The following is a 12,385-nucleotide window of genomic DNA, read 5'->3' as shown; positions in this document are numbered from 1 at the left end:
CGCCCTTTGTCCGTTTCAAAAGATTCGTTCCGGCGTGGGTCGTCCGTAGGGATCCCACGCCGGTTTATTTTTGTTGTGAGGGGGCTCATGCTTGATTTCTTGCAAATGGTTTGTCCATAATAGATAAGGATAAAAATGTATTGTAGGAGAGTTGAAGGCGTGGTGATCTGTGAATCGTTGCAATATATTCAAGATGCATACGCGGCATTGACGGGGTTGAGCATGCTGATCGTCGATGATCACGGCGCTCCCGTGACGAAAGTATCGAATATGACCGAGCTGGCGGAGCTCGTTTTGTTTGCCGCTGAAAGGGAAGCGCCATCGTTTTTCTGCCCGCAGGAGCTTGTCATGGACGGATGGCAGCGTCCATCGGTCGTGCCGGTCGGGCGTTTTGGCATGAAGAGCATCGTTGCTCCGGTGTTTGTCGATGAGAAGGCGGAATATTGGATTTGGGCGGGCGTGTTTATCGAGGAAGAAACGAAATGGCTCATTTGCGAACAACCGCTGATGGACACTGGAGAATGGACGTCAGCGATCGAACAGGCGGCGGCGTTGCCGGCGCGGGCGGTCGAAGCGAAGTTAAAAGATATCGAAAAGATGGCGGTCATATGTGGGGAATTAATCAGCGGCGAGCGCCGCAAGCAACAATGCTGTGAATACGGAAAACGGCTCGAAGCAGTGGTCACGGACAGCTCTGCCCTAGCGGACGTGGACAAGCTGCTTTTTGAGTTGCGGGCGTTCGATGAACGCGTCGATATGGCGTTGTATATCGCCAAATGTCCGCGAGGATGGATGGTGGCGGCGGCAAGCGGGGAAAAGGCCGGAAAGCTGCGCGGCAAGATGATCGATGCGTTGTTTCCGCCGCTTTCGTCTTCGGAGCCGCCGCTTCGTTCGGTTTACGTTCAAGATGCCGCTTTGGATCCACGCTTTTCCTTTTTTGTTCGCCATGGCATCCGCCCGAAAGCGATGATTGCGTATCCGGCGACGTACGGGAAAGCAGTGGAAGGATGGATCATGATCGGCAGCGAGGCGTCCTCTTCACTGCCGGCGGTGCTTCGTTCGGTCGGTTCCGCCCTCGTTCAACATTGGCTGCTTCTGGCTAAATGTACAGAGGTTGATATGAAAATGGACCGCCATTTGATGCGCCTGTCGATGTTGATGGAAATTGGACGGGCCATGCGTGTGGTGCAGAAGGAGGAAGACATCATCCGGATCATGGCCGAATTTGCCGCGGAGCTTGCTTACGGCGATTTCGTCTGCGTGGTATGGTCTAGCGATGGCCAAACAGCCGTTGTCCGCGAAGGAGCGATGGACGTAGAAATGGCTGTTCGTTATCGGGATGATGTCTGCCGCCGCTATGGCTGCCACGGCGAAAAGGCGAAAGGCGAGGTGCCGGCGCTGCTTGATGTTGAGGGCAAATCGGTGATGGAAGTGCCGTTTTTCGTCAGCGATGGCCGCTATGGCGTTCTCGCCGTTCATATAAAGAAAGAAAGGGAAGCGAAAGAGGCGGAAGTGTATATGACGGCGTTGGCCGCGATTGGGGCGATGATGATCAGCGGCAAGGCTCACGGTGGAAATGATGGGACGGTCAATATCGACATGTTGTCCGAGCAGTTGACAGCCCGGGAGATGGATGTATTGGAGCTGCTCATTCAAGGCTGCAGCAATCGCGAAATTTCAGAACGGCTGTTCATTAGCGTCCATACCGTGAAAAATCATATTACGAACATTTTTCAAAAAATTGGCGTCAATGACCGGTCGCAGTTGATCGCCCTTGTGTATCAACTAAACCACCGCCGGCAGCGCCGATAAGGGGGACATCATTGGACGATGGGTGCCATGATGTCTTTTTTTTGGATGTAGGAAATTGGAATGAACCCCATTTTGTATTATAATGAATTGTAGTAAATAAGAACTATTTTTCGATAGGGATGGAACAATCAAGGAAAAAATAGCATTCGAATCCGTTTTCCCCAGCGCTGGAACGTGCGATAGTGGAAAAGTTGCCATGTTGCTTTGGCCGGCGCATAAGCATAACAAAGATAGGGGAAATGCCGATGAAGCCCAGGGCCATGATCCGAACGATGGCGATCATGAAAACGGCGGACATTTTAAAAGCGATGGACATTACAGAGGAACTGGCGAAGAGAATGGGGTTTTTGCCGCGTGATTGCCTTTTTCTTCGGCTCGCGACAGAGGAAGCGTGCACGAATGCGTATGAATATTGTCAAAAAACAAGAAGACTGCCCTTTAGGATATTTTGGAAAATTGATGCAAGACAGTTTATGATTATTGTCAAGCAGCGAGGGGGATGCTTCTCCGTAGCCCAAACTGATGTCGTCAACACAGGGCCGCGCGGCAGGGGGCTGCAGCTGATCGCCCATATCGTCGACGATGTATACGTGAAGCGAGCGGGAAACAACGTCTTGTTGTGCATGTGCAAATGCAAAAAAAAGAGTGACCATTGGAGGAAACAAGATGGAGACAAAACAAGGGGCAATTTGCACGCTGACATGGATAGAAGATATTACCTTAAACAACGTCGAATCGTTCCGTCAAGCGCTGGAAAAGTTGCTGGACAAACGAGCGGACCAATTGATCGTCAACATGGAGAGGGTCAAATACATTAACAGCGCCGGACTCGGTGTCATCGCTGACAGCGTCATGGCGGCGAGAGCCCGACAAAAAGAGTTGGTCATTGCCGGAGTGGAAGGGTCGCTTGCGGAAATTTTCCATATCGTCAAATTTTCTTCGTTTATCAAACTATTTGCCACAGAGAAGGAAGCCATGGATTATTTCAGTGGAGAATGACGTTCTATGGTGGATGGGTTTTGGGAACATGTTCAACGTTATGACCACCTCGCGTGGCGGGAGTTGCTTCTCGGCTTGGAAAAAATGAATGTGTTCGTTGGGCCGGGCGATTATGTGTATTGGCTCGCAGCGCCGGAACAAAGGCGGCTCTTGTTCATTTCGTCATCATGCGAGCAGCTGTACGGCCTGCCTCCGGACGACTTTTACCGCGATCAAGACATATGGGCAAAAGTGTCCTACCCGGATGACCGCGCCAAGGCGGAAAGAAAATGGTCGCTCCTTTCGGGGGCGGATGCGGGTGCCCAAACGTATCGCATCATCAATCAGCGGGATGGCTCCGTCCGCTGGGTGCTTGAACGGACGTTTCCTGTGCTTGGCCAATTCGGGGAAGTGAGGCTCGTCAGCGGAGTTGTCGCTGATCTGACAGAAGCAAAGCGAAACGAGAATGAACGGCAGCTCGCTGAACAAGTGTACAAAGCTATGGAACAGGCGATGCTCGTAACCGATGGCCAGTTTGTCGTTCAGTTTGTCAATCCGGCGTTCACAAAAATCACTGGCCATGGTGTAGAGATTGTCGGTCAGCCGCTGCATACGCTTTACGCGGGTTATTACGAGGCCTGGCTTTATGAGGTGATTCAAGCGGGAACTGGGGAAAGTGGAGAATGGAGGGGGTGGGTGCGCTGGCGGCGGAAAAACGGTTCGGTCTATGTCAGGCAGACGACGGTGCGGGCTGTGCCCGGCCATGATGGAGGAATCGCTTTTTACTTGTTTTTATTTGCCGGTCCAACTTATGAGAACCCATACATCGCAGCGATGAAAGATGACTTGCGGCTGGCCCGCGAGGTGCAAAAGCGCGTGTTGAGCAAGCCGTTGTCGGCCAAAGGAATCCAGATTGCCGGAACGTACATCCCATCGCGGGAGCTGGGTGGCGATATGTACGCCTGGTATCCGATCGACAAACAGCGGTACGGCATTTTTTTAATGGATGTGATGGGTCATGGGGCAGCGGCTTCACTCATTTGCATGTCGGTCCGCTCGCTCTTAAACGGCGTCATCCGCAAAGGGATCGTTCCGACGGAAGTGTTTCGCGAGTTGAACCGCCATATGCGCCAGTTGTACCATGAAAACGGGCGGATGACGTATTATTTCACCGCCGTGTATGTTCTTGTGGATGTCAAGGAACGGATGATTGAATATGCATCAGCCGGCCATCCGCCGGGGTTTTTGTTCCAACCGGACGGAACGGTGGCGGAGTTGGACCGCGGCTGCGCGCCGATCGGGCTGCTTCCGCGCCTTTTTGTCGACAGCGGCCGGTTGCGCTACGAGCCGGGGGCGACGCTTGTGTTGTATTCCGACGGGGCGATCGAAGGGGAAACGGGCTCTGTCCGGCAAAAGATTGAAGAGTTCCGCGATGCGCTAACGCCGCATATTTCATTGGATGAGCGGGCGCTTTTAGCCCATCTGCGCCGCCATTTTGCGCAAAAAGGGCCGCTTCCGGACGATTTTTCGGCGGTGGTGGCCAAGCTTGGCTAAACGAGGGGAAAAGCCGCCTGTATTCGGATGATCGATCCGCTTCACAAGCTGCTTTTTCTTTATGTATGAAACGGCACGGCAGCCAAGTTTGTCTCCCTCAAAGGGGAGGTGGTTGTAAAAATGGCCTTTTGGGCTATCCCTTTTTACAGACCAGCGAGCGAGAAAATCCACTCCTTTAGGGGTGGGATGAAAGCGAGCCGTTTTCTTATATTGAATTATTATGAAAAAACGGTATCATGTAGTCGTCGCAAGGAGGTGAATCCATGCCCACGATCACACTAAGGCTAGAACTGCACAAACCAACGAAAGTCAAACAAGAAATGTATGAACGGATGACAGAAGTGAATACAGCGTTTGCGAATTGGCTGTTGAATCATCCCGAGCTGAATCAAGCGACGAGTAAACTATTTAAAGAGTTTTCGTCGCAACGGTTTCCTTCTGCCATCGTGAATCAGACGATTCGAGATGTCAAGTCTCAAAGGAAACATCAGAAGGTAAAAAGGTTTAAAACATTATGGTGTTGCTTCAACAATCAAAATTGGAACGTCCAGCGAAAGGGAGAGTTCTATACGGTTTCATTCCCAACATTAGAGAAGCGAGTCGGCGTGCCGGTGGTCACGCGTCCCTATCAAGAAGCATGGCTGAATCGGCTGCTCGATGGAACCGCCAAACAAGGGGCGGCCAAGCTCTACAAAAAGAGAAAGAAATGGTACTTGGCTGTTGCGATCACATTTGAAGTCCAACAACGGGAAGAAACSAAGGYAATGGGCGTTGATTTGGGACTTCGTTATATCGCCGTTGCCAGCRTWGGAACGAAATCGTTGTTTTTCAAGGGCAGCCAATGCGCTTTCATTCGCMGRCGATATGCGGCTYTGCGGCGAAAGTTAGGCAAAGCCAAGAAGCTCCATATGATTCGCAAAATCGGCCGTAAAGAGTCCCGCTGGATGAAGGATATAAACCATAAAATCAGCCGTCAAATCGTCCGTTTTGCCCTYGCCAACGGTGTTGGCGTGATTCGGATGGAAGAGTTGACGGGGATTCGAAAACGGGCAACATCGGCCAAAGAAGCAGGACGAAGCCTTCATTCCTGGTCGTTTCATCAATTGCAAACGATGATTGCCTATAAAGCGGAAATGGCGGGCATTCGGGTGGAGTGGGTGAAGCCGACCTATACAAGCCAAACATGCCGATGCGGGCATCGAGAGAAAGCGAACCGAAACGGCATCCGCTTCCGATGCCAAAAGTGCGGATACACTCTCCACGCTGACTTGAATGGCGCGATCAACATCGCCAAAGCGATTTCAGGCTTCGCCGCCTAACCTAGCGCACTGGTCACAGGTGCGCCGCCCATCGGGGTACATCTTAACCCGATGGGACGGGGTGATGACACACCCCTGAACTTGGGCGTTGTCCGAACCAGAAATGGATGAGGGCGCAAACGACCCAAGAATCCCACGCCTTTAGGCGTGTGGAGTGTCAAGGCAAAAAAGAGAGGATGGTTTCATGCGCTACGCCTTGATCACTGGAGCCTCTGGAGGCATCGGACAAAGCATCGCCCGTGTGCTCGCTCGGGAGGGATACGGACTTTTTCTTCATTACTATCGGCGACGGGCGCCTGTTGAAGCGCTGAAAGAAGAGCTTAACGATGTGCATATTGTGCCGATTGAGGCCGATTTGTCGGCGCCGGATGGGGTCGATCGGCTGCTTGCGCAAATCAACCGTCCGGTGGACGTCATCATTTATAACAGCGGAGCGAGCTATTATGGGTTGTTGACCGACATGAACGATGAATTAATCGAGCGGATGGTGCGGCTTCACATGACAAGCCCGGCGCTGCTCATCAAACGGCTGATCCCATCAATGGTGGCGAGAAAGCGCGGTCATATTGTGTTCATTTCCTCGATTTGGGGATTGTGCGGCGCTTCGTGCGAGGCGGTGTATTCGATGACAAAGGGAGGGCAGAACGCGTTTGCCAAGGCGCTCGCCAAGGAGCTTGCCCCAAGCGGCATTCGCGTCAACGCTGTTGCACCGGGGGCGATTGATACCGATATGCTGCGGGTGTTTCGTCCCGAGGAGCTAGAAGCGCTCACTGACGAAATTCCAGCCGGCCGGCTCGGCACCCCGGATGAGGTGGCGGAAACGGTGGCGTTTTTGCTGTCTGATGCCGCTTCGTATATCACCGGCCAAGTCATTTCCGTCAACGGCGGCTGGTATTGTTGAACGTATATTTTCCGGTTCGGCAGGCAAACTATCCTTGAAACATTCAACAAGGAGGGATTGACATGTCGGTATTGGATAACTTTGAACAATGGAAAGACTTTTTGGCGGAACGTTTGCAGCAAGCGCAGCAACAAGGACTAACCCAGCAAGTGATCACAGACGTCGCCTATCAAATCGGAGACTATTTGGCGAAACACGTCGATCCGAAAAACCCGGAAGAACGGGTGCTCGCTGACCTTTGGAGTGTTGCGGATGAAAAAGAGCAGCACGCCCTTGCCAACATGATGGTCAAACTGGTCCAACAACAATAATCACCCGGAAAAAGAGAGGGGGCTCCCTCTCTTTTTTCTTCCTCCTTTTCGGTTGCTTTTCCATTTACAATTATAGTAGTATGAATTTAGCATAAGGCGCTTGTGCGGACACCGGCAAGGGAGGAGACGGGATGGGCAAGCAGGAATGGTATTTGGAATATGAAATTCATGTCAACCGCCCGGGGTTGCTCGGCGACGTTGCTTCGCTGCTCGGCATGTTGTCCATTAACATCGTGACGATCAACGGTGTCCGGGATTCGCGTCGCGGCATGTTGCTTTTGTGCGACAATAATGAGCAAATTGAACGGCTGGCGACAATCTTGCGGACGATGGACAACATTACGGTGACGAAGCTGCGCCAACCGAAGCTGCTCGACCGCCTCGCCGTCCGCCACGGCCGCTACATCCAGCGCGATGCCGATGACAAAAAAACGTTCCGCTTCGTCCGGGATGAACTTGGACTGCTTGTCGATTTTATGGCGGAACTTTTTAAAGAAAAAGGGCATAAGCTAATCGGCATCCGCGGGATGCCGCGCGTTGGCAAGACAGAGTCGATCGTCGCCGCCAGCGTGTGCGCCAACAAACGATGGCTGTTTGTTTCATCGACGCTGATTAAACAGACGGTTCGCACGCAGTTGATGGAAGATGAGTATAGCGAGGACAACATTTTCATTGTCGACGGCATCGTCTCAACGCGCCGCGGGAATGAGCAGCACTGGCAGCTCATCCGTGAGCTCATGCGCCTTGAGGCGACGAAAGTCGTCGAGCATCCGGACATGTTTGTTCGCCATACGGAATACACGCTCGATGATTTTGATTATATTATTGAGCTGCGCCATGAACCGGACGAAGATATTTCCTACGAAGCGATTGACCGCCCGTCATTGTTGGGCGATGATGGGTTTTCCGAATTTGGGTTTTAATTTAAAAAAAGTGGAAGGTGTTGGCCGTTGACGGAACTAGGAAAACGTTTGCGGGAAGCACGGGAAGAAAAAAATATGAGTTTGGACGAGCTGCAGGAGATGACGAAAATTCAAAAGCGGTATTTGATCGGCATCGAAGAAGGCAACTATGCCATCATGCCTGGAAATTTTTATGTGCGTGCCTTCATCCGGCAATATGCCGAAGCGGTCGGACTTGATCCGGATGAGCTGTTTGAACAGTATAAACAGGACATTCCCCAGTCTTATCAAGATGACATTCCGCAGACGCTGTCGCGCGTGAAGACGCGCCAGCAACTGTCTGCCGAGGGGGCGAAATGGCTCGATTGGCTGCCGAAAGTGATTGTCGCGGTGGTCGTCATCGGGGTGGCTGTCCTCGTTTGGGTGCTGCTCCAGCGCGGCACCGCAAATGAGCCGCCGACAAAGACAAGCCCAAAAACAGCGGAGGTCGAAAAGCCGAAACATTCGCCGCTTGAGCAGGCGAAAGAAAAAGAGGAAGCGAAGAAAGCGGAAGAAAAGAAAGGACCAGAAGCTGAGCAACCGGCTCCGGCCGCTGAAGAAGAAAAACCGGCCGCACCAGCTGCGGCGTTGAATGTAACGGAAAAAAGCGGCAACACGGCGACGATTGAAGTCGTCACCCCCGGCATGTTTTCCATCGAGCTTTCATCCAAAGGAACGTCATGGGTCGAAGTATACAATACGAAAGGCCATACGTTTTACCGCGGCAACTTGACAAACGGGCAGACGAAAATGTTCGATCTGTCGGCCGAAAGCGAAGTATGGGTGAAAATCGGGCGCACGCTCGATGTCGAGATGAAAGTGAACGGCCAGCCGTTTGCCTATCCGTTCGCACCGAAAGAGGAAGTATACCAAAAGCTGCATTTCATTTTGAAGAAATGATGGAACAGGGCGCTTTTCCGCCAGGAAGGCGCCTGCTTTTCGCACGGACTGAACTATGTTGAATGAGCGGAGGTATTTGTGGTGAACTTGCCGAATAAAATTACGGTAGCGCGCATTATGCTCATCCCGTTTTTCTTGATCGTGATGCTCGTTCCGTTCGGGTGGGGAAGCATCCAAATCGACGGGACAGAGCTTCCGGTTGCCCATCTTGCCGGCGCGCTCATTTTCATCATCGCCTCAGCGACCGACTGGATCGATGGCTACTATGCCCGCAAATACGGGTTGGTGACGAATTTAGGGAAATTTTTAGATCCGCTTGCCGATAAATTGCTTGTGTCGGCGGCGCTTATCGTGCTTGTCGAGCTCGGGGCCGTTCCGGCGTGGATGGTGATTGTCATCATCAGCCGCGAGTTTGCCGTCACCGGTCTGCGGTTGGTGCTTGCCGGCGAGGGGGAAGTCGTCGCTGCCAACATGCTTGGCAAAATCAAGACATGGACGCAAATTGTCGCCATTTCCGCTTTATTGTTACATAACTTCCCATTCTCGCTCATTTCGTTTCCGTTCGCTGAATTGGCGCTGTGGGTGGCGGTCATTTTCACGATTTGGTCCGGCTGGGATTATTTTGCGAAAAACAGACATGCGTTTTCCCATTCGAAATAGCCGGCCGGAAAGGGGGAGAAGGTTCGTTGAACGCGGAGATCATTGCCGTTGGCTCCGAGCTGTTGCTCGGGCAAATCGCCAATACGAACGCCCAGTTTTTGTCGCAACAGCTGGCGATGCTTGGCATTAACGTCTATTTCCATACCGTCGTCGGCGACAACGCCGGCCGCCTCGAGCAGGCGGTGAAAACGGCGCAAACGAGAGCGAACCTCATCATTTTCACCGGCGGCCTCGGCCCGACGAAAGACGATTTAACGAAGGAGACGATCGCCCGTTTGCTTGACCGCCGGCTCATGATCGACGAGGAAGCGCTCCGAGCGATTGAGGCGTATTTTGCCCGCACAAACCGGCCGATGACGGAAAACAATAAAAAGCAGGCGCTTGTCTTGGAAGGATCGACGGTGCTGAAAAACGAGCACGGCATGGCGCCAGGGATGGCGCTTGTGGCAGAAGGCATTACGTACATGCTGCTGCCCGGGCCGCCGAAAGAAATGCGGCCGATGTTCACAAAATACGGAAGCGTCTTTTTGCGCCGCACGTTTTCGCTTTCCGAGCGCATCGAGTCGCGCGTGCTCCGCTTTTTCGGCATCGGCGAATCAGCGCTCGAGACGGCGATTGCTGATTTGATCGACGCCCAGTCGAACCCGACGATCGCGCCGCTGGCCGGCGACGGTGAAGTGACGCTCCGTCTGACGGCGAAGCACCAGGATGAAGCGGAGGCGAAGCGGCTTCTTGACGAAGTGGAAGCGGCCATTTTGGCGCGCGTCGGCCGCTACTGCTACGGATATAACGACGAAACGTTGTTTATGAAGACGCTCGAGCGGTTAAAAGAAAAAGGATGGACGATCGCGTCGGCCGAAAGCTTGACCGGCGGCCTTTTCCTCGAACAGCTCACCGCCGTCCCCGGCGCATCGCAAGTCGTACAGGGCGGTGTCGTCTGCTACACAAACGGCGTGAAAGAACAAGTGCTTGGCGTACCGCGCCCACTGCTTGAGGCGGAAGGGGCGGTGAGCGAGCCGTGCGCTCGCCTGCTTGCTGAAAACGTCCGCGCGATGTGCGATGCGGATATCGGCATCAGCTTCACCGGCGTCGCCGGCCCCGATCCGCTTGAGGGCCACCCCCCCGGCACCGTGTATATCGGCATCGCCGTCCGCGGGCGCAATGCGACCGTCCACCGTCTGACGTTGTCCGGCACGCGTGATGCCATTCGCATCCGCACCGCCAAATACGGCTGCTTTTTTCTGCTTGAGATGCTCGCGGCCGACTGCTGATCGGCCGCCCCCTTCCTTGAACATTCTCCACCGCACATCGTTTTTTTCCACCGCATGAGTATGGCGATTGTTGCTAGTTTCTCCACTGAAAAAACGAATGGACGTTCGTTTTTTGCTTGGCAATGGCCGCAAAACGCGGTATAGTATAAGTAGTCCTAGAATAAGGAGGAGTAGGTTAGTGAACCAAGATCGTCAAGCTGCATTGGAGCAGGCATTAAAACAAATTGAACGACAGTTTGGCAAGGGGGCCATCATGAAGCTCGGCGAGCAAGTCGACCGCAAAGTGTCGGTCGTGCCGAGCGGTTCGCTGGCGCTCGACATCGCGTTAGGCGTCGGCGGCTATCCGCGCGGGCGGATTGTGGAAATTTACGGCCCGGAATCGTCCGGGAAAACGACCGTTGCCCTTCACGCGATCGCTGAAGTGCAAAAGCGGGGCGGGCAAGCAGCTTTCATCGACGCAGAGCATGCGCTCGATCCGATTTACGCACAAAAATTAGGGGTCAATATCGATGAATTGCTGCTTTCCCAGCCTGACACGGGTGAGCAAGGTGCGTCACGTTTCCGTATAAGTGCGTAGGCACGAAAGCGGAGTCCGATGGGAACATCGGGACAACTCTACAGCCGAGTTGGAAGGTGAAATTCCTTCCCGTGGTGATAGTCCTATATCCACGAGCCTGAGACTCCTGCATGCATTCCGGTGCACCCTCACCGGGATGTATGAAGCCAGGTGAAGTCGTAACCCAAGTAGCCTAAGGCCGCAAAATGTGGCTATGGCGAAAGTGGTGCGGGGCTCCTTAAAAGACGCCTATGGTGACGAAAGGAACCTATGCGTGAAGCTCGGTTACCGGTGCTCCCTGAAAAGGGACCATACAGGACGAACCACCGTGTCTTGTTTGCGGTGTTTCCTTTAACCGGCTGGCTTAGTTCGGTTACTGCTCTGATGGGTAGCGGACGTTCCAATCAGAGGTCCTGCCGAGTAGAGTAGGCACCTAAGGGCGTTCAAAAGAAGGGATAGGCTGTAGGGAACGTGAGAGGCCCCCTAAGGAGGAGACAGGGCTGGTCGATGATATCTTAGGGGGAGTCAGCGGTTCCATAGTAATGATGAAGGAGCGCCGTTTGAACCCCAAAGGCAACGATGGGGGAGGAAAAAACGCTCTGGAGTGAAGGGAACCAGCCGGGGCGGCAAAGTATCTACATGTTACGGCAAGCAGGCTAATTCATGGTACTTCCACCCAGTATTATAAAAAGGGAGAAAGGAGCATGAAGGTAAATAAACTTGTCGTAAAAAGCGAACAGGACTTGAGAAACTGCTTGGATCTTCTTTATCAAGAAGCTAAAAAGGGAAAACATTTTTACGGGATGCTTGAGTTGCTTCAAAATGATGTTGTCATTTTAGAAGCTATTCGCAATATTAAAAGCAATAAAAAATGAGTCTGTTCGATCACGATTCGATATTCATCTACATTTTATCCGAGCATAATAATGGGAAATATAACCTTGAATATTTCTTAAATAGGGTGAATGTATTTCATAGGGATAAAGGAAAATGCAAAATATGTGCCATATACTTAAATCCCGGTAACTTCCACTGCCATCATATTGACCCGAGTAAACCTTTAAACGAAATCAATAAGACCGTTAATCTAATTAGCTTATGCAACCAATGCCATAAGCTTGTCCATAGCAACCAAGAACCGCCGTTTACAGAACGAAAAATGATCAACAAACTAACCGAATA

12 protein-coding genes and 1 pseudogene are annotated in these 12,385 nt (G+C 52.5%); all 13 read left to right on the top strand.

What is annotated here, in order from left to right; genetic code table 11:
- Nucleotides 1-159: 159 nt before the first annotated feature.
- The 13 genes and pseudogenes from B1A75_RS09015 to B1A75_RS19865 all read left to right on the top strand — a co-directional run bounded on the left by B1A75_RS09015 (nt 160) and on the right by B1A75_RS19865 (nt 12,078).
- The gene (locus B1A75_RS09015; protein ID WP_079936071.1) at nt 160-1,812 is read left to right on the top strand and encodes a helix-turn-helix domain-containing protein; all 1,653 of its coding nucleotides are present in this window, start codon (nt 160-162) and stop codon (nt 1,810-1,812) included.
- Between the two features lie 239 nt (nt 1,813-2,051).
- A complete protein-coding gene (locus B1A75_RS20240; protein WP_368483956.1) occupies nt 2,052-2,630 on the top strand; it encodes an ATP-binding protein in 579 nt (192 codons plus the stop codon).
- A complete protein-coding gene (locus B1A75_RS09005) occupies nt 2,518-2,811 on the top strand; it encodes an STAS domain-containing protein (RefSeq protein WP_254866615.1) in 294 nt (97 codons plus the stop codon). The genes B1A75_RS20240 and B1A75_RS09005 overlap by 113 nt, the downstream gene beginning before the upstream one ends.
- Nucleotides 2,812-2,817: 6 nt before the next feature.
- Complete coding sequence (locus B1A75_RS09000) at nt 2,818-4,344, top strand: PP2C family protein-serine/threonine phosphatase (protein ID WP_079936069.1); 1,527 nt, start codon at nt 2,818-2,820, stop codon at nt 4,342-4,344.
- A 263-nt stretch (nt 4,345-4,607) separates the two neighbouring features.
- Complete coding sequence (locus B1A75_RS08995) at nt 4,608-5,663, top strand: RNA-guided endonuclease TnpB family protein (RefSeq protein WP_079936068.1); 1,056 nt, start codon at nt 4,608-4,610, stop codon at nt 5,661-5,663.
- Nucleotides 5,664-5,847: 184 nt separating this feature from the next.
- The gene (ymfI, locus tag B1A75_RS08990; RefSeq protein ID WP_074044095.1) at nt 5,848-6,564 is read left to right on the top strand and encodes an elongation factor P 5-aminopentanone reductase; all 717 of its coding nucleotides are present in this window, start codon (nt 5,848-5,850) and stop codon (nt 6,562-6,564) included.
- 62 nt (nt 6,565-6,626) lie between these two features.
- Nucleotides 6,627-6,875 (top strand): DUF3243 domain-containing protein, encoded by a 249-nt coding sequence (locus B1A75_RS08985; RefSeq protein WP_074044094.1) that lies wholly within the window; start codon nt 6,627-6,629, stop codon nt 6,873-6,875.
- A 131-nt stretch (nt 6,876-7,006) separates the two neighbouring features.
- Nucleotides 7,007-7,798: a DUF3388 domain-containing protein gene (locus tag B1A75_RS08980; RefSeq protein WP_074044093.1), complete on the top strand. Its 792-nt coding sequence runs from the start codon at nt 7,007-7,009 to the stop codon at nt 7,796-7,798.
- A gap of 27 nt (nt 7,799-7,825) precedes the next feature.
- Complete coding sequence (locus B1A75_RS08975) at nt 7,826-8,716, top strand: helix-turn-helix domain-containing protein (RefSeq protein ID WP_074044092.1); 891 nt, start codon at nt 7,826-7,828, stop codon at nt 8,714-8,716.
- Between the two features lie 81 nt (nt 8,717-8,797).
- Nucleotides 8,798-9,376: a CDP-diacylglycerol--glycerol-3-phosphate 3-phosphatidyltransferase gene (gene pgsA, locus B1A75_RS08970; RefSeq protein ID WP_069304597.1), complete on the top strand. Its 579-nt coding sequence runs from the start codon at nt 8,798-8,800 to the stop codon at nt 9,374-9,376.
- Between the two features lie 26 nt (nt 9,377-9,402).
- Nucleotides 9,403-10,647: a competence/damage-inducible protein A gene (locus tag B1A75_RS08965; protein ID WP_074044091.1), complete on the top strand. Its 1,245-nt coding sequence runs from the start codon at nt 9,403-9,405 to the stop codon at nt 10,645-10,647.
- 178 nt (nt 10,648-10,825) lie between these two features.
- Nucleotides 10,826-11,194: pseudogene (locus B1A75_RS08960) on the top strand (ATPase domain-containing protein); the annotation flags it as partial.
- Between the two features lie 713 nt (nt 11,195-11,907).
- Entirely contained in the window at nt 11,908-12,078 is a 171-nt protein-coding gene (locus B1A75_RS19865; protein ID WP_161496654.1) for a hypothetical protein, read from the top strand.
- Nucleotides 12,079-12,385 lie beyond the last annotated feature (307 nt).

This window comes from Geobacillus sp. LEMMY01, from assembly GCF_002042905.1.
Taxonomy (GTDB): Bacteria; Bacillota; Bacilli; order Bacillales; family Anoxybacillaceae; genus Geobacillus; species Geobacillus proteiniphilus.
Note: the sequence above shows the minus strand (reverse complement) of the source record. Positions and strands in the feature narration are given on the sequence as shown.

Bases quoted from the DNA above. Each gene is read 5' to 3' on its own strand.
- B1A75_RS20240 (WP_368483956.1), top strand. From the start codon at position 2,052: ATGCCGATGAAGCCCAGGGCCATGATCCGAACGATGGCGATCATGAAA.
- B1A75_RS09000 (WP_079936069.1), top strand. From the start codon at position 2,818: ATGGTGGATGGGTTTTGGGAACATGTTCAACGTTATGACCACCTCGCG.
- ymfI (WP_074044095.1), top strand. From the start codon at position 5,848: ATGCGCTACGCCTTGATCACTGGAGCCTCTGGAGGCATCGGACAAAGC.
- B1A75_RS08985 (WP_074044094.1), top strand. From the start codon at position 6,627: ATGTCGGTATTGGATAACTTTGAACAATGGAAAGACTTTTTGGCGGAA.
- B1A75_RS08980 (WP_074044093.1), top strand. From the start codon at position 7,007: ATGGGCAAGCAGGAATGGTATTTGGAATATGAAATTCATGTCAACCGC.
- B1A75_RS19865 (WP_161496654.1), top strand. From the start codon at position 11,908: ATGAAGGTAAATAAACTTGTCGTAAAAAGCGAACAGGACTTGAGAAAC.